The sequence below is a fragment of the Bradyrhizobium sp. AZCC 1577 genome (genome assembly GCF_036924575.1).
GTDB lineage: Bacteria > Pseudomonadota > Alphaproteobacteria > Rhizobiales > Xanthobacteraceae > Bradyrhizobium.
Map to the genome: position 1 here is coordinate 7091849 of NZ_JAZHRQ010000001.1, position 16563 is coordinate 7108411.

Consider the following 16563-nt stretch of genomic DNA (forward strand, 5'->3'; position numbering starts at 1 on the left):
GCACCATGGACACGCTCATCAACGTCGCGCATGGCTTCGGCGTCGCCCTTCAGCCAATCAATCTGATCTATTGTTTCATCGGCGTCTTCATCGGAACGCTGGTCGGCGTGCTGCCCGGCATCGGCCCGATCTCGGCGATGTCGCTGTTACTCCCGATCACGCTGTCGGGAACGCCGGAATCCGGCATCATCATGATGGCCGGCATCTATTACGGCTCGATGTATGGCGGCTCGACCACCTCGATCCTGGTCAACATTCCCGGCGAGGCCGCTTCCGTCGTCACATGTATCGACGGGCACCAGATGGCGAAACAAGGCCGCGCTGGTCCTGCGCTCGGCATCGCCGCGTTCGGCTCGTTCATCGCCGGCACTTTCGCGTTGATCGCGCTGATGCTGGTGGCGCCAAAACTTGCCAGCGTCGCGATCGCTTTCGGGCCGGCCGAATATTTCAGCCTGATGGTGCTGGGCCTCGTGGTGCTCACCTTCCTGACGCAGGGCTCGATGGCAAAGGCGCTGCTGATGGCCTGCACCGGCGTTGTGCTCGGGCTGATCGGGCTCGACAGCATCACCGCGCAACCGCGCTTGACCTTCGGCCGGGTCGAACTGATCGACGGCATCGGGCTGGTCCCTGTTGTCATGGGTCTGTTCGGTGTCGCCGAGGTGCTGCTCAACACTGAACAAATCATCAAACGCGACATCATCAACACGAAGATCACGCATCTGTTGCCGAGCAGAGCAGACTGGAAGGCCAGCGCGGGCCCGATGTCGCGCGGAACGATCATGGGATTTCTGCTCGGCATCCTGCCGGGCGGCGGGGCGGTGATCTCTTCCTTTGCGTCCTATGCTCTGGAAAAGCGACTGTCCAAGACACCGGAGCGCTTTGGCAACGGCGCGATCGAGGGCGTGGCGGGACCCGAAGCCGCCAACAACGCCGCCGCCGGTGGCGCCTTCATTCCGCTGATGACGCTCGGCATTCCACCGAATGTGGTGATGGCGCTGTTGCTCGGCGCTTTCGTCATTCACGGCCTGCAGCCTGGGCCCTTGATGATCACGCAGAACCCCGGCCTGTTCTGGGGCATCGCCGCCAGCATGTATATCGGCAACCTGATGCTGCTGGTGTTGAACCTGCCGATGATCGGCATGTGGGTCCAGCTCCTCAAGCTGCCCTACAACATCCTGTTTCCCCTGATCATCCTGTTCACCATCATCGGCGTCTATTGCTCAAGCAACAATGTGTTCGACGTCTATGTGATGATCGCGTTCGGCATTATCGGCTATTTCATGCGCAAGCTCGGCTACGAGCCGGCCCCATTGGTGCTGGCCTTCGTGCTGGGACCGATGCTGGAGAACAATCTGCGCAAGTCGCTGATCCTCTCCCAGGGCAATCTGATGACCTTTATCGAACGGCCGATCTCGGCCGCCTGCCTTCTGTTTGCGGTCGTGCTGCTGGTCGGCCCGCTGCTGCCGGCGCTGCGCAAGAAGCGCGAACTGGTCGCGCTGGATGAAGAGGTGTAAGGCAGCGGCGTGCCAACGACCTCTCAGCTCGTCATGCCAGGCCTTGTAGCATCCGCAAGAAGGTGGTGGCCGGGACAAGCCCGGCCATGACGGAGTCACGCCTTCGCCTTCTCACCGAGGTCCCAGAATATCCCTGCCATGATCGCCAGCGCTTCCTCAGTCACCGGCAGCAGGATGTGCTCGTCCGGCGCATGCTGCGAGCAGCCAGGGTAGGAATGCGGCACCCAGATCGTCGGCAGGCCAAACCCCTCGGCGAACACGTCATTCGGCAGCGAGCCGCCAAAGTTCGGCAGGATCGCCGGCGACTTGCCGGTAGTCTCCCTGATCGAGTTCGCAGTCCAATTCACCCAGGGGCTGTCGACATCGGTGCGCGAGGCGGCGAAACGTTGCGTGCCGCTGACTTCCACCATCGGAAAGCCGTTGGCGTGCAAATGCGTGCGCACGGCGTCAATGACCTCTTCGTATTTGGTGCCGACGACGAAGCGGAGCTGCAGCACGGCATTGGCGTGTCCCGGAATGGCGTTGGCTGGCTTCTCGATACTGCCCGACGACATCGCCAGCACCTCCAGCGTATTCCAGGCAAACAGCCGCTCTGCCGGCGATAGCCCCTCCTCGCCCCAATCGGGCGCCAGCGCCGGCTCGTCCGCGGTCGGCTCGATCTTCACATCCGCAAGCGCCGCGCGGACCGCGTTTGAAATGCGCGGCGGTTTGAGCGCGTCGAGCTTCATGCGCCCCTTGCCGTCGACGAGGCTCGCGACGGCGTTGCAAAGGATCGTCGCGGGATTGGCGAGCACGCCGCCCCAATTGCCCGAATGGTGGCCGCCTTCGCGCAAGTTAACATCGAGATGAATGCGGTTGCCGCCGCGGCAGCCGAGAAAGATCGTCGGTCGATCGGCCGAGAGCCGCGGCCCGTCCGACGCCAGGAACAGATCGGCTTTCAGCGCCTCGCGATGGGCTTCGCACACCTGCCGCAGATCGGGCGAGCCGATCTCCTCGCCGGTCTCGATGATGAATTTGGCATTGAAGCCGAGCTTGCCGCCGCGGGTCTCGCGCACCGCGCGCAACGCCGCGAGGTTGATGCTGTGCTGGCCCTTGTTGTCGGCGGTGCCGCGGCCATAGACGCGCTCGTCCTTGGTCGTGACCTGCCACGGGTCGAGATTGTCGCGCCATTCGCCTTCCATGCCGTCGACGACGTCACCATGGCCGTAGGTGAGCACGGTCGGCAGAGAGGGATCCTCACGATAATCCGCCAGCAGATAGGGGCCCTTGCCGGTCGGCGATTCGATCAGGCGGGTGGAGAAGTCGAGCGCGGCGAAGGCCGGCTGGAGGTCGTCCACGAGATAGGCGCGCAACGCCTCGCCGCTGCCGGGATTCTGGCTTTCGGTCCGATATCCAACCCTGCGGCCGAGTTCGGCGAGAAACGCGCCGGAATGAAGATGCTCGCGTACCCGCGCAACCGCGTCGGCTCTATCAGCCATGTTTCTTTCCTTTGTTCGCTAACGTGTTGGGGCCGCAACCTATCGGGATAAGCCGCCCGCTGGAAGTGGCAGGGCCCGTCGAATGGGCCTTGCTAAACGCAGCGAGGATGCAACAATTTCAGGCAACAGCCCGGCGTTTAACCGGGCAAATGCGCAAGGGAACTGTGCGCTGCGAGGTTTGCGTCATGACAAAACAAATCCGGCTCAACGCCTTCGCCATGAACTGCGTGGCGCATCAATCGCCGGGGCTCTGGACCCATCCGCGCGACCGCACGCTGGACTACAACCGCCTGCCCTATTGGCTCGATCTGGCGAAGACGCTTGAGCGCGGCCGGTTCGACGGACTTTTCCTCGCCGACGTGCTTGGCGTCTATGACGTCTTCGGCAACAGCCCGGACGCTGCCCTGCGCAATGCCGCGCAGACGCCGGCCAACGAGCCGCTGATGCTGATCCCGGCGATGGCAGCGGTGACGCAGAATCTCGGCTTCGGCGTCACCAGCAATCTCTCTTTCGAGCCGCCCTACCCGTTTGCCCGGAGAATGTCGACGCTCGATCATCTCACGGAGGGACGCGTCGGCTGGAACGTGGTGACCGGCTATCTCGACAGCGCCGCGCGCGGCGCCGGCAAGGACAAGCAGACCGCGCATGACGACCGCTACGACATCGCTGACGAATATATGGAGCTGGTGTACAAGCTCTGGGAAGGAAGCTGGGAAGACGACGCCGTGCTGCGCGACCGCGCGCGCGGCATCTTTGCCGATCCTTCCAAGGTGCATCGCATTCAGCACGAGGGCCGCAACTACCGGCTCAACGCCATCCATCTTAGCGAACCGTCGCCGCAGCGGACGCCGGTGCTGTACCAGGCCGGCACCTCGCCGCGCGGTCGAAGGTTCGCCGCCCAACATGCCGAATGCGTATTCATGTCGGGCCCGTCGGCCAAGATCATCGGGCCGCGGGTTGCCGCGATCCGCGCGCTGGCGCAGGAGATCGGCCGCAATCCGGCTGAAATCCTGATGTTCTCCATGATGACGATCATTCTCGGCCGCACCGAGGCAGAGGCGAAAGCGAAATACGCCGACTATCGGGCGCACATCGCGACGGAGGGCGCACTGGCCTTGATGTCGGGCTGGATGGGCGTCGATTTCTCGAGCTACGACCTCGACCAGCAAGTGCGCCACGTCCAGAACGACGCCGGCCGCACTGCGCTCGACAACGTCACCCGCGCCGATCCCGACCGGGTCTGGACCGTCCGCGAGGTCGTCGAGCATGTCGGCATCGGCGGCGCGGGGCCGGTCGTGATCGGCACGCCCGAGAAGGTTGCCGACGATATCGAGGCCTGGTTCGAGCAGACCGACGTCGACGGCCTCAACGTCGCGTTCGCCACCTCGCCCGGCGATTTCGAAGATATCGCCGACATGCTGGTGCCGGAGCTGACAAGGCGAGGACGGTACAAAAGCGAGTACGCGAAGGGGACGCTGCGAGAGAAGCTGTTCGGAGCGGGACGCGCACGGCTGACGGAGCAGCATCCGGCGGCGAGATTTCGCCCGCATGTGCGGACGAAAGCGGCGGAGTAGGCTTTGTAGGGTGGGCAAAGGCGCACTTGCGCCGTGCCCACCACCTATCCACACCGCGCCTCTGATATGGTGGGCACGCTGCGCTTTGCCCACCCTACCGATTTCGACTAATTCACCGAATTGCTCACCACGACCTCGATCAGTTTTGCCCCCGGCCGGCTGAAGGCCGACGACAATACGGACTTCAATTGAGAAGGATCGGTCACCTTCGTCGCCTCCAGACCAAGCGACTTCGCCACGCCGGTAAAATCCACCGGGGGATCCACAAAATCCATGCCGACGTAATGATCGTCGCCGTGGAAGGCGAGCAGCCGCTGCTTGATGATGCGGTAGCCGCCATTGTTGACGATGACGAATGTCAACGGCAGCTTGTGGTTTGCGGCCGTCCACAGCGACTGGATCGAGTACATCGAGCTGCCGTCGCCGGAATAACAAACCACTGGCCGCTGCGGATTGGCGAGGCTGACGCCGACAGACGCCGGCAGTCCCCAGCCGATGCCGCCTGAGGCCAGCGCGTGATAGCCGTAGCGGTCGCGGTGCGGACGCAGCGCGATGATCTGCCGCGAAGACGTCAATCCCTCGTCGACCAGGATCGCGTTGTCGGGCATCGCCTCGACCACCTGCAGCGTCAGCCAGTCCGGATCGATTGGCGATGTCTCGGCATGTCTCGCAATCTGTTCGACCAGCGGCTTGCGCCGCGCCGTCCAATTCGTCGAGGCGAGCGCGCCCAATCCTTGGCTCGCGCGCGCCTGGAGCGTACTGCCGCCGGCGGCCTTTAGAGCCGGCACCAGGGCGCGCAAGGTTTCCCGCACATCGGCCTTGAGCGCGATATCCGCCCCATAGTTCCTGGCGAGGTCGTGGTCGACCAGGCCGATCTGCACGATCGACAACCCGTCCGGCAACGGATCGACTTCGCTGTAGACCGACATCCGCAAGGGATCGCCGCCGAGTGCGATGATGAGATCGTACGGCGACAGTGCGTCACGGGCGATCTTCTGGATGCGCGCCAGCGCACCCATGAAGCACGGGCTTTCCGAGAGGAAATGGGCGCCATAGGGCGTCGACGACTGGTAGGCTGGGCAACCCAGCGTTTCCGCGAGTTGAGCGGCCTCCTGCAGCGCATCGCTTTTCACGATCTCGTCGCCGACAATGATCACCGGCCGCTCTGCCTTGAGAACCCGCGCGGTGAGCGCCTGCAACGATTCCTCCGATGGTTTGACGCGCGTATCGACGCGGGTCGAGCGGCCAAGCTCGATGCCGGCCTCGGAATTGAGGATGTCGCCCGGCAGCGAGATGAATACCGGCCCCGTCGGTGGCGTGGTCGCGATCTTGGCGGCGCGGCGGACGATCCGCGGCAGGTCCTCCAGCCGCGTCACCTCTACCGCCCATTTGACCAAGGGCGCAGCCATCTGCACCAGCGGACCATAAAGCACCGGCTCCGTCAGGCCGTGGCCTTGCTCCTGCTGGCCGGCGGTCAGGATCAGCGGCGTGCCGGTGAAGCTGGCGTTGTAGAGCGAGCCCATCGCGTTGCCGAGGCCGGGCGCGACATGGACGTTGCAGGCGACGAGCTTGCCGGAGGCGCGGCTGAAGCCGTCGGCCATGGCGACGACCAGGCTTTCCTGCATCGCCATCACATAGGTGAGGTCGGGATGGTCCTTCAGCGCGTGCATGATCGGCAGTTCGGTGGTGCCGGGATTGCCGAACAGATGCGTAACGCCCTCGTCCTTGAGCAGCGCCAGGAATGCCGAACGGCCGGTGATCTTGTTCTTCATTTTTCCTCCCGCCCGCCGCTTCGTTGATGTGCGGGGCGGAGGCAGATGACCAAACTTGGCGCGCGTAAGCAATGGATCGCGGTCATGGCTGCTCTGCACAGGCATTTTCCGTGTCCCCGACGCCGTGCAGCGCGGCAGCGGTACACCGCGGGACTCAGGCACAAAATCGCGAAAACAACCCCATGCAAAGTAGAATGGGACCCGGCTCGCAGCACTCAGGCAGCTTGCGTCCGAGGCACGAGATGGTCCGTCGTCACGGCCTCATCCCGCTCCAGGCCGTGTACTCATTAAGCGACTGACTGACGTCCGCCCAACCCTCAACAGCGGCGGAATAGCGGACATAGCCCGATGTCGCGGAAGGGCCAAAACCGGACTCATGCGCCGCAGCAGAGTGCGCCTTGATCACCTCATGGGATGGAGGGCTACTCGGGCAACCCCGCCTTCCGAAGCCCCTCAATCAACAGCGTCGCGTTTGATTGTCCGCCCCGGGCGATGAACGCAGATATCGTAGAACCGGGATCGGTCTCAAGCACACGCGCCGCCGCCTCACGCGCCTCGGCGTCGCGTCCGAGGTGGGCGAAAGCGGACGCGAGACAGCGGTACGCTGTCGGATGGGAGGGGTTCTGACGAAGGGCTTTCTTCCCTGCGGCGATGGCCTCGTCAAAGCGACGAAGCTCAATAAAGGCCATCCCCATCCCGGTAAACGACCGGTGTAGCGTCGGGTCTACCGGGCTCATGCGCACGGCGCGTTCGAAGCTCCGGACCGCTTCCTCCGGCAGCCCCGCATTTCGATAGACCCAGCCTCTGCCGCGCCATGCCGTATATGAATTTGGGTTGAGCGCGACCGCGCGATCAGCCATTTCGATTCCACTTTCAATATCGTCGACCATGAACGCGGAGATTATGGCAGCGTACGCTAACGTTTCCGGATCACTATCGTCGATGCTCAATGCCAGGCGAAGCAGTCGAACTGCTTCCTTGCGGTTGGATTGAGGGTCGTCATAGCCCAAAAGGACCTTAAGCGTATAACAGTTCGCGGCCAGAGCCGCAGCAAAGCCGAACCGAGGGTCCAGCTCCAGAGCGCGATGCGCCAGCCTGAGCGCCTCTGCCAGCCCTTCGCGGGTCGATAGGTAATACTGCGGCAAAGCCCGGAGATAAAAATCATAAGCGGTGAGGTCCTCCGGTCGCCGCCGCGCCGCCAAATCGATTTCTGTTTGAAGCAATCTTGGCTGAATGGCCGAGACGACGGCAACGGTGACTTCGTCCTGGAGAACGAAAATATCCGTGAGGTCACGCTCGAACCTGTCCGCCCAAATGTGTGCGCCAGTAATCGCATCAATCAATTGCCCGGTGATTCGGACTTTCCCCGATGCCTTGCGCACAGACCCCTCAAGGACATAGCGCACGCCAAGCCTGCGTCCGACCTCCTTCACATCGACGGCTTTGTTTTTGAACGTAAAGCTCGAATTTCGGGCGATCACAAACAGCCATTTGAACCGCGAAAGCGCGGTGGTGATCTCCTCAACCATTCCGTCCGCGAAGTATTCCTGCTCGGGATCGCCGCTCATGTTGTCAAACGGCAACACGACGATGGAAGGCTTGTCCGGGAGTGGCGGGGCCGCACTTAGCCTATCGATCAGCATGCTGCGCGCTCCCGCGCGAACGGCGTAAGCGCGGACCGGCCTGGAGATGTTCTTGAGCCGCTGTTCGCCCCGGTCCTCGAAGCCAACATCCAGCTTGCCCTCGACCTCGCTGTACACCTTCTCGGAAATCAGGATGCCGCCCGGATCGGCGGTCCCCTCCAGCCGGACCGCAATGTTGATCCCGTCGCCAAAAAGATCGCCGTCAGCTCCAACGATAACCTCCCCGAGATTGACCCCAATACGAAGGTTAAGGGGGCTTCGGCCTGATGCGATGCTTTCCTGTATGTCCACCGCGCATCGCACCGCAGCCGATGGACTTGCGAACTCGGCCAACGCGCCGTCACCCGTTGTCTTGATTAGTCGCCCTTCGTGGCGGGAGAGACCAGGCTCGATCAATTCCCGCTTGAGCCGTTCGAACTCCGCGTAGGTGGCTACCTCAGCGCGCTGCATCAACGCGGAGTAGCCGACCACGTCGGCAGCCAAGATTGCCGCTAATCGCCTATGAACCTGCTGCTCGGTCACAGCGCCCTCCGAACGGCCAGACCAACCACGCCGCTGGGACAAGGAGGAGCTTAGCACTTAGTTGCGGACCTGTGAGCGGTATCGTAGGAGGCTCGATCGCCTCAAGTGGGCCCTCTTGCCGGGCCGGCCCTGGCACGGCGGCAAAGCGCGTGCGTCAACAGGGGGGTCCGAGTTGGGTCAAAATGCGAATAACTCACCGTGAGCAAACCTAGTCCGCTACACGTCCACGAGCGGACCTCGATGCAACGTGCCGCCACTTCACCTACGGGCCAGAAGGCGACGTCACCGAAACAGTTCCCCACCAGATCAGGCCGATCTGTCAGCTGCTTTCGAATACTTCACGGGCGACGAAGGGGTTTGCGCGGCCTAATCAGGTCTGGCGCTGGTCGAGAGTGCGGTCGACGTCGGCAACCGCCCCGTAGAGGTGCTGCCGCGAGAGCCAATGAAGGTCGTTCATGCGTTGCACGACTCCTACCACAACCGGCACGTGGTGGCGTCGCGCAAGCTGCTCAAGCGAGAAAACGGACCACCAGGCGCGAAAAGCGACTCGCGTCCAAGCGCGCGCGTCCCAGCCGAGCAGGAGGACATCCGGCGCATACCTGCGCACCGCACGATTCAGGTTCCACGGGTACATAACGATGATGCCCAGGCGCACCGGTCGCGCACCCTCCCACGGAAAGGATCTTGCGACGGCGGCAAAGGCAAATACGACCGAGCGACGGGCCACGTTGCTGGCAATCAGCCTCTCGATGACTCTAGAGACAAGTCCCGTCTCCTTCACCTCCACAAACAGTTCAAGGTCAGTCGGCGAAAGAAGCGACAGTGCCGCATCGAGGGTAAGCGCATTCTCGACATGACGCGGCGGCTCGTGTGACACCACCAATGTGTCGGAATCCGCTGCAAGGCAGACGTCGAATTCGACACCAGATATTCTGCCGTCACGGGCGGCACGTGCGAACGCGGCGAGCGAGTTTTCACCCCGACCCGCGGACCATCCACGATGCGCAATAAGCTTCATGACGAGGTCCGTAAAGCTGCGCGCGCCATGCAATCTCCCCGTCGAGAGAAATGTCAATCCGCGGCCACGACGTTGACCCTGATCAGCGTAGGGCCAAAAGGCGACGTCACCGAAACTGCCGGTTTTGGGTCAGTTGCGTCGGTTGGCCCGCGTCTGAACCATGGCCGGTCCACTCCTAGCAACAGACGCTACGTCACAGGTCGGAGTCGTCGCATACGGGCCACAACCGGACTCCGGCCGCGTCGCAGTTAAGGCTCTGCCTTATGATCCAGCCGAACGACAAGTCGCGCAGGATGTGCGTCGTACATCTTCTGTCATCCGAGGCAATTCCGCGACGCGCTCGCCTATATTTGTGATAGACCAATAGCGAAACGCATCAGAGATAATTTCATAGGGAGAATGCAATGCCTAGGACAAAGCTCTCTGTCCCCGATGTGGCTGAGGTCGGCCCCGGTCTGTGGTCAAACGCTATACGCGCCGGCGACATGCTGTTCATCTCCGGCCAAGTAGCACGTCCCTTCGAAGGCGGCACTGAGATAGTTGGAAAAGATGAGTACGAACAAACCAAGCAAATATTTTCACGCATTGATCGCATCATCAATGCGGCCGGGGGAACGATGGACAACCTGGTAAAGATGACGATCTATGTCGTCGATATCAAGAAAAACACCGAGGTCTGGCGAGCGCGCCGCGAGTTCTTCACCGGAGACTTTCCTGCCTCCACGCTTGTAGAAGTGCGGTCTCTTGCGAAACCGGAAGTCTTGGTGGAGATCGAAACCGTCGCCTATCTCGGTAACAGCTGAAGTCCGATTTGGGTCAAGAACGACAAAGCTCAGGGTGAGCATAATAGGTCCACTTTCGGGTGCATAGCGTCCGACCCGCTCCTTGGCGGGCCACATTGAGCCGGACTGTCTTGCCGTGATTCAAGCCCCTTATCGCCTTCGTCCAGCTCGCATCCATCCGGCTATGGCTGGCTGCGCGTAGTGGGTCCACGCTCTAGACCATCCCTTCACGGTCCGCGCGCTTCTTCTTTTTCGAGCGTTGCCAGACCACGCCGGGATATCCCTTCAGCGGCACCAGCGGTTCACCGGTATAGGCCCACTCCTGCAATTCCTCGATCGCGATGTGATAGAGCGGCTGGCGGCCGGTGCGGCCGGAGAACAGAGCGCGGGGGATGTTGACCATGTGCGGCGAGCGCGGACGCTCATAGACAACAGGCGTGCCGCAACTGGAGCAAAAACTGCGTACCGTCTTGGTGACCTCGTCTTCGTATCGTGTGAGACTGGCCTTGCCCTTGGTGATGCGAAAGCGCTTGCGCCAGCTTCCGACATAGGTCGCGTAGGCCGCGCCATGGGCGCGGCGACTGGCCGGCGAATGATCGTGCCAGGCCCAGCGCGCCGGCACGTTGATCTCGAAGGCGACCTTGCCGCACAGGCATTGGCCCGCGGCGGGTTTGCCGAGGGATACCGCCTTGGTTTTCCTTTTCTCTAATTCCTCTTCTGGAAACATTCTGTGCTGCCTCTTCTCGTCATTGCGAGGAGCCACCCGGTCGGCGCGAAGCGCCGCCGGATGACAGGCTCCGCGACGAAGCAATCCATCTATCCGCTCGTTGAGGCATGGATTGCTTCGCTTCGCTCGCAATGACGCCTGTGACTCACGCCTGCTCCAGCTCGTTGTGCTCCGGATAATCCGTATAGCCTGTCACATCGCCGCCGTAGAACGTCGCGCGGTTATAAGGCGTCAGCGGGAAGCCGCGCTGCAGCCTGCGCGGCAGGTCCGGATTCGAAATGAAGATGCGGCCGAAAGCGACCGCGTCGGCATGGCCATCCCTGATCGCCGCATCGGCGGTCTCGCCGGTGAAGCCGCCGGCCGCGATCAGCACGCCCTTCCAGATCGGGCGGAACAGCACCATCGCCGACGGCACGTTCTGGTGGTTGACCTCGGCGCGGCCGGCGCCGGAGGAGCGCGGCTCGATGAAATGCAGGTAGGCAAGGCCAAGCTGATTGAGCTGTTCGACGGCATATGTGTAGAGCGGCATCGGGTCCGGCTCGCCGCTGCCGTTGGCGACACCATAGGGCGACAGCCGCACGCCGACGCGGTCGGCCCCCCACACTTCGACCACGGCCCTGGTCACCTCCATCAGGAAGCGCACGCGGTTCGAAATCGAGCCGCCATACTGATCGGTGCGCAGGTTGGTGTGCGACTGCAGGAACTGCTCGATCAGATAGCCGTTGGCGCCGTGCACCTCGACGCCGTCGAAGCCGGCGGCAAGCGCGTTCTTCGCGGCCTGACGATAGGCGTCGATCACGCCAGGAATTTCCGACGTCTCAAGCGCGCGCGGCGTCTCGTAGGGCACTGCCTTGCCGTCTGCCGTGCCCGTCTTCAGGTCGGCGATCGGCACCGCCGATGGCGCGACCGGCAACACGCCGCCCGGCTGGAAGGAGGAATGCGAGACGCGCCCGACATGCCAGAGCTGCAGGAAGATGATTCCGCCCTTGGCGTGAACGGCATCGACCACCTCGCGCCAGCCTTCGATCTGCGCTTCCGTATAGATGCCGGGAACGCCGGGGCTGCCGAAGCCCGTCGCCATCACGGGCGAGGCTTCGGCGATGAGCAATCCGCCCGGCGTCGCGCGCTGCGCATAATATTCCGCATTCAGTGGCCGCGGCGCGAGGCTCGGCTTCGCCGCCCGCATCCGCGTCAACGGCGCCAACGCGAGACGATGATTGAGCCTGTAGGGGCCGACCTTGAGCGGCGAAAACAACGATGGATAATTCATGTCTCTTCCAGAACTCCGTGTTGATACGGTTATGTAACCGCTTCAGCTTGTTCGTAACAGGTTCAGGATAACGGCGGCCGAAGCCGCCGCCATCGCATCCACCGATCTGAAGCGTCTCAGGCCGTCTTGATCCAGACTGCCTTGACGTTGAGATATTCCTCGACGTGCTGCTTGCCGGACTCGCGGCCGTAGCCGCTCATCTTGTAGCCGCCGAACGGCACGGCCGGATCCATCGCCTGATAGCAGTTGACCCAGACCGAGCCGGCGCGCAGCGCCTTCGCGACCTGGTGCGCCTTGCTGACATTGGTGGTCCAGACGCCGCTGCCCAAGCCGAAGGTGGTGGCATTGGCGCGCTTGACCAGCTCGTCGGTATCCTTGAAGGAGATCGTCGAGATCACCGGGCCGAAGATTTCCTCCTGCGCGATCCGCATATTGTCCTGCACGTTGGCGAACACGGTCGGCTGCACGAAGAAGCCCTTCGAGAGCGCGCCTTCGGTCAGGCGGCCGCCGCCGGCCACCGCTTTGGCGCCTTCCTTCTGGCCGATGTCGAGGTAACCAGCGACGCGGTCCATCTGCTGCTGCGAGACCAACGGCCCGATCTGCGTGCCCGGATCGAGGCCGTTACCGACCTGCAGCTTCTTGCCGAACTCGGCGACGCGGCCGACGAATTCGTCATAGACGTTCTCTTCGACGAACAACCGCGTACCCGCGCTGCAGATCTGCCCGGAATTGGCAAACACCGCCATCGCGGCGCCCGGCACCGCCGCGTCAAGATCGGCATCGGCGAACACGATGTCGGGCGACTTGCCGCCGAGTTCGAGCGACACGCGCTTGAGGTTGCCGGCGGAGGCGCGGATGATCGACTGCCCCGTGACGTGCGAGCCGGTGAAGGCGACCTTGTCGACATCGGGATGCGACGCCAGCGCCGCGCCGGCGGTCTCGCCATAGCCGGGCACGACGTTGACGACGCCAGGCGGGACGCCGGCTTCCATGCAGAGTTCGGCGAGCCGCAGCGAGGTCAGCGGCGCTTCCTCGGCGGGCTTCAACACGACGGTGCAGCCGGTTGCGATCGCAGGACCGATCTTCCAGACGGTTGCAGCGAGCGGGCCGTTCCAGGGGATGATCGCCCCGACCACCCCGACCGGCTCCTTCAGCGTGTAAGAAAAGATATCGCCGGGCAACGAGTTCTCGATGGTCTCGCCGTGCAGCGCCGTCGCCTGCCCGGCGTAATAGCGGAGCATGCCGAGCACGCGCAGCTTGTTGCCGCGGGTGCGGCTGATCGGCGCGCCCATGTCCATCGTGTCGAGCTGCGACAGCTCCTCGAAATTCTTCTCGACGAGATCGGCGAGCTTCAGCAACAGGCCCTGCCGCTCATACGGCTTCACCTTGCTCCACGGTCCCTCGAAGGCGCGGCGGGCCGCCGCCACGGCGCGGTTGATGTCCTCCGCGTCACCTTCGGCGACGGTCGCGAGCAATTCGCCGGTCGCCGGATTGTGGGTCTCGAACTGTTTGCCGGAGGCGGCGTCGACCCACTGGCCGTCGATCAGCATCCTCTTGTAGGAACCATCCGCGTAAGGATGGCGCGTGATCGGAATCGCCTGCGTGACTGCCATGACTACACTCCCTTGAAGTCGGTTGGAATTTTGTGCCGCTATGTTTGCACATCTATGACCGTGGCATGAACCGTAATGCGGCCGAAGGATTGCGGAAAGCGGCCGATGCGAAAACCTCCCATGCCCATTCGTACATGGTAGTCTAGGCGTCTGCCTGCGAGTACATAGCTCATCTGTCCGGAGAATGACGATGCCCCATCCCGCGATGTCGCCAAATCATGTTGCCGTGATCACCGGGGGCGCCTCCGGCATTGGGCTCGCCGCCGCGATGCGTTTCGCCGGCTTCGGCATGAAGGTGTGCATCGCCGACATCGGTACCGAGCGCCTCGCCGAGGCCGCGGTCAGACTGGCAGCCGTCGCCAGGGGCGGCGCGGCCGACATCATGACGGCATCGATCGACGTCAGCCGCTTCGATGAGGTTGCGGGCCTGGAAGCCGCGGTGCAAAAGCGGTTCGGCGGTATCGACATCCTGATGAACAATGCCGGCATTGGCCCCGACAGCAACAGTTTTGGTCCGCTGGAGAACTGGCAGCGCATTCTCGCGGTGAACCTGTGGGGCGTCATTCACGGCACGCAGGCTTTCGTACCTCACATGGTCGAACGCGGACGGCCCGGCCTCGTGATCAACACCGGCTCCAAGCAAGGCATCACGACGCCGCCCGGCAATCCCGCCTACAACGTCTCGAAGGCCGGCGTGAAAGCGCAGACAGAAGCGCTGCAGCACGAATTGCGGAACCTGCCGGGCTGCAGGATCAGCGCGCATCTGATGATCCCCGGCCACGTCTTCACGCCCCTGACCGCGCGCGGCCGCACCGAGAAGCCGCCCGGCGCCTGGACGCCAGAGCAAACGATCGATTTCATGATCGAACGCATCGACGCCGGCGACTTCTACATCCTCTGTCCGGATAACGACGTACCGCGGCAACTCGACGAGCGGCGCATGCTGTGGGCGATTGGCGATATCGTGGAGAACCGCCCCGCGCTGTCGCGCTGGCATCCGGATTATGCGGAGGCGTTCGCGAGATTTGTGAAGGAATAATAAGCGTCGCGATGCTGCCGCCTCAACAAAGGTGCGTTCCCTCCCCCCCTTGCGGGGGAGGGAGCTGACCGTCTGCGTGGCAATAGTGTGGACAACTGCAAAACTCTACAGCGTTACCTGCTTGTCGCCGCATTGCTTGCAGACGTATTTGACGCGGGTCGCGCCCTTCTCGGCCTGGACGCGGTTCGGCGCGCCGCATTTGCCGCAGACCGCCTCGATCCTGGTCTGTCCTTGCTTCACGACGATGGTCTTCTTTTGCATCGTCTCGCGGATCAGGCGCTCGGCCTCCTCACGCATCGCTTGCTTCGACATTGGCCTGCCCCATCATGAAATCGCTACGGCGGCGTCTTATCACAGTCACGATGAATTTCGTACGTCGTCGCGCGTGAAAAATCTCGTGACTGAATATCACGTCGCCTCCGGCGTCAGCGCCAGCAGGCGCCGCAACAGGGCCAGCGCGGTTTCAGTGGCCGGATCGGCCGAAATCACGGGAACTGCCAGTGTGATGACGTCGATCGGATCATGCGATAGCACGATGAGGTGCGTTGCGCTGTTGGCCGCTAGCAGCGACACCACGCGTTCGACGGCCGGATCGGACGATGTCAGGCCCCACGGCGCATCGGGCCGGCGCAGCACACGCCGGGTCGAGAGAAAATCACGCAGCAGTTGCGGATCGAAGCTCGAGAGTTCGCTCTCCCGATAACGCCGGGCACTCTCGAAGATCGGATGACGCGCGAGTTCCGCGATCAGCGCGTCGCGCGTTCTGGCTGGCGAGGCCGCGACGGAGTTGAGAACACCGGGCACCTGGGATTCGAAGTGGGCGCGCAGCGCGTCCACCATCAGCCCGATGGTGAGAACGCCCGTGATCGCTATCGCACAGAATCGCATGACCTGCGCCGCATCGGCGTCCGGCGCGACAAACGCCGCGGCAGTACCGAGAAGGGCCGAACTCGACAGCCGCAATGCCGTCATCATCAACGCCTGACGCTGCGTCTCCGCACCGCGTTCCGCGATCAATATCGCGGTAACGACGAGCAATGCTCCCAATGCCCCGAGCCTGACCGGGATATCCGGAAACAGCACCCTGAAATCGGTGACGATGAAGGGAATGACCAGGATGGCGCCGACGGCGAGACGGCTAACGATGCGATTCTCTGATACCATCAGCGTGGCCCGGTCACGGGTCGCAAGCAACCAGGCGCAGATGGCGAAGCCGCCAAGCTGAAACAACGCGAGCAGGATGGCGGCGGGCATCGCGAGGGTTTCCAACCCGGCAGCGCCGGCGAGACCGAGCGCGATACCGCCGCTCAGAAGCGCGATCTTGGCCAGGCGCGGGGCATGACGCCGCAGGATACCTTCAGTAACGATCAATGCGCCGAGCGGGATCAGCGCGGCCGGAATTGCCGACAGGTTGTTGAGCCCCGCGCTGCCGCTCCACCAAGCCGTGCCCCGCACCAGGAACAGCAGCGCGATAATGCCAAGAGCGACCAGGAGACGCCGCGTCAGCGGGCCCTTGGGATCGCGCCGGTGCAGCGTGATCATGGCGACGCCAAGCCCGATCGCGCCGCAGAGATTGACGATGGAATCGGCGATCATGCCAGATGACATTTC

General features: G+C 63.0%; 13 protein-coding genes. 4 read left to right on the forward strand and 9 right to left on the reverse strand.

Annotated elements, in window-relative coordinates:
- The first annotated feature begins 5 nt into the window (after nt 1–5).
- Nucleotides 6–1514: a tripartite tricarboxylate transporter permease gene (locus tag V1278_RS33615; protein ID WP_334383676.1), complete on the forward strand. Its 1509-nt coding sequence runs from the start codon at nt 6–8 to the stop codon at nt 1512–1514.
- 95 nt (nt 1515–1609) lie between these two features.
- Here V1278_RS33615 and V1278_RS33620 read toward each other — a convergent pair whose 3' ends face one another.
- The gene (locus V1278_RS33620; protein WP_334383677.1) at nt 1610–2992 is read right to left on the reverse strand and encodes a M20 family metallopeptidase; all 1383 of its coding nucleotides are present in this window, start codon (nt 2990–2992) and stop codon (nt 1610–1612) included.
- Nucleotides 2993–3177: 185 nt separating this feature from the next.
- On the opposite strand from V1278_RS33620, the gene V1278_RS33625 reads away from it, so the two are divergent.
- Nucleotides 3178–4566 carry an LLM class flavin-dependent oxidoreductase gene (locus V1278_RS33625; RefSeq protein ID WP_334383678.1) on the forward strand — a complete coding sequence of 463 codons (1389 nt, stop codon included), beginning with the start codon at nt 3178–3180 and terminating at the stop codon, nt 4564–4566.
- A 107-nt stretch (nt 4567–4673) separates the two neighbouring features.
- Here the strand turns inward: V1278_RS33625 and V1278_RS33630 are convergent, their stop codons facing one another.
- From V1278_RS33630 to V1278_RS33640, 3 genes are all read right to left on the reverse strand, one after another.
- Complete coding sequence (locus V1278_RS33630) at nt 4674–6338, reverse strand: thiamine pyrophosphate-binding protein (protein WP_334383679.1); 1665 nt, start codon at nt 6336–6338, stop codon at nt 4674–4676.
- Between the two features lie 422 nt (nt 6339–6760).
- The gene (locus tag V1278_RS33635; protein ID WP_334383680.1) at nt 6761–8503 is read right to left on the reverse strand and encodes an adenylate/guanylate cyclase domain-containing protein; all 1743 of its coding nucleotides are present in this window, start codon (nt 8501–8503) and stop codon (nt 6761–6763) included.
- Between the two features lie 370 nt (nt 8504–8873).
- Entirely contained in the window at nt 8874–9521 is a 648-nt protein-coding gene (locus tag V1278_RS33640; protein WP_334383681.1) for a glycerophosphodiester phosphodiesterase, read from the reverse strand.
- A 404-nt stretch (nt 9522–9925) separates the two neighbouring features.
- Between V1278_RS33640 and V1278_RS33645 the strand changes: the two genes are divergently transcribed.
- Nucleotides 9926–10324 (forward strand): RidA family protein, encoded by a 399-nt coding sequence (locus tag V1278_RS33645; RefSeq protein WP_334366662.1) that lies wholly within the window; start codon nt 9926–9928, stop codon nt 10322–10324.
- A 193-nt stretch (nt 10325–10517) separates the two neighbouring features.
- On the opposite strand, the gene V1278_RS33650 is transcribed toward V1278_RS33645, so the two are convergent.
- The 3 genes from V1278_RS33650 to V1278_RS33660 all read right to left on the reverse strand — a co-directional run bounded on the left by V1278_RS33650 (nt 10518) and on the right by V1278_RS33660 (nt 13913).
- Nucleotides 10518–11030 (reverse strand): GFA family protein, encoded by a 513-nt coding sequence (locus V1278_RS33650; protein ID WP_334383682.1) that lies wholly within the window; start codon nt 11028–11030, stop codon nt 10518–10520.
- Between the two features lie 145 nt (nt 11031–11175).
- Nucleotides 11176–12300, reverse strand: a complete 1125-nt coding sequence (locus V1278_RS33655) for an alkene reductase (RefSeq protein WP_334383683.1) — start codon at nt 12298–12300, stop codon at nt 11176–11178.
- Between the two features lie 116 nt (nt 12301–12416).
- Nucleotides 12417–13913, reverse strand: a complete 1497-nt coding sequence (locus tag V1278_RS33660) for an aldehyde dehydrogenase family protein (RefSeq protein ID WP_334383684.1) — start codon at nt 13911–13913, stop codon at nt 12417–12419.
- A gap of 190 nt (nt 13914–14103) precedes the next feature.
- Between V1278_RS33660 and V1278_RS33665 the strand changes: the two genes are divergently transcribed.
- A complete protein-coding gene (locus tag V1278_RS33665; protein WP_334383685.1) occupies nt 14104–14952 on the forward strand; it encodes an SDR family NAD(P)-dependent oxidoreductase in 849 nt (282 codons plus the stop codon).
- A gap of 105 nt (nt 14953–15057) precedes the next feature.
- Here V1278_RS33665 and V1278_RS33670 read toward each other — a convergent pair whose 3' ends face one another.
- Both V1278_RS33670 and V1278_RS33675 read right to left on the reverse strand, forming a co-directional pair.
- Entirely contained in the window at nt 15058–15264 is a 207-nt protein-coding gene (locus V1278_RS33670) for a hypothetical protein (RefSeq protein WP_334366651.1), read from the reverse strand.
- A gap of 96 nt (nt 15265–15360) precedes the next feature.
- Entirely contained in the window at nt 15361–16560 is a 1200-nt protein-coding gene (locus V1278_RS33675; RefSeq protein ID WP_334384310.1) for a hypothetical protein, read from the reverse strand.
- Nucleotides 16561–16563: the final 3 nt, after the last annotated feature.

What these genes read in the sequence shown, in the direction of transcription:
- V1278_RS33615 (WP_334383676.1), top strand. Translation starts at nt 6, where the DNA reads ATGGACACGCTCATCAACGTCGCGCATGGCTTCGGCGTCGCCCTTCAG.
- V1278_RS33620 (WP_334383677.1), bottom strand. Translation starts at nt 2,992, where the DNA reads ATGGCTGATAGAGCCGACGCGGTTGCGCGGGTACGCGAGCATCTTCAT.
- V1278_RS33625 (WP_334383678.1), top strand. Translation starts at nt 3,178, where the DNA reads ATGACAAAACAAATCCGGCTCAACGCCTTCGCCATGAACTGCGTGGCG.
- V1278_RS33630 (WP_334383679.1), bottom strand. Translation starts at nt 6,338, where the DNA reads ATGAAGAACAAGATCACCGGCCGTTCGGCATTCCTGGCGCTGCTCAAG.
- V1278_RS33640 (WP_334383681.1), bottom strand. Translation starts at nt 9,521, where the DNA reads ATGAAGCTTATTGCGCATCGTGGATGGTCCGCGGGTCGGGGTGAAAAC.
- V1278_RS33645 (WP_334366662.1), top strand. Translation starts at nt 9,926, where the DNA reads ATGCCTAGGACAAAGCTCTCTGTCCCCGATGTGGCTGAGGTCGGCCCC.
- V1278_RS33650 (WP_334383682.1), bottom strand. Translation starts at nt 11,030, where the DNA reads ATGTTTCCAGAAGAGGAATTAGAGAAAAGGAAAACCAAGGCGGTATCC.
- V1278_RS33655 (WP_334383683.1), bottom strand. Translation starts at nt 12,300, where the DNA reads ATGAATTATCCATCGTTGTTTTCGCCGCTCAAGGTCGGCCCCTACAGG.
- V1278_RS33660 (WP_334383684.1), bottom strand. Translation starts at nt 13,913, where the DNA reads ATGGCAGTCACGCAGGCGATTCCGATCACGCGCCATCCTTACGCGGAT.
- V1278_RS33665 (WP_334383685.1), top strand. Translation starts at nt 14,104, where the DNA reads ATGCCCCATCCCGCGATGTCGCCAAATCATGTTGCCGTGATCACCGGG.
- V1278_RS33670 (WP_334366651.1), bottom strand. Translation starts at nt 15,264, where the DNA reads ATGTCGAAGCAAGCGATGCGTGAGGAGGCCGAGCGCCTGATCCGCGAG.
- V1278_RS33675 (WP_334384310.1), bottom strand. Translation starts at nt 16,560, where the DNA reads ATGTCATCTGGCATGATCGCCGATTCCATCGTCAATCTCTGCGGCGCG.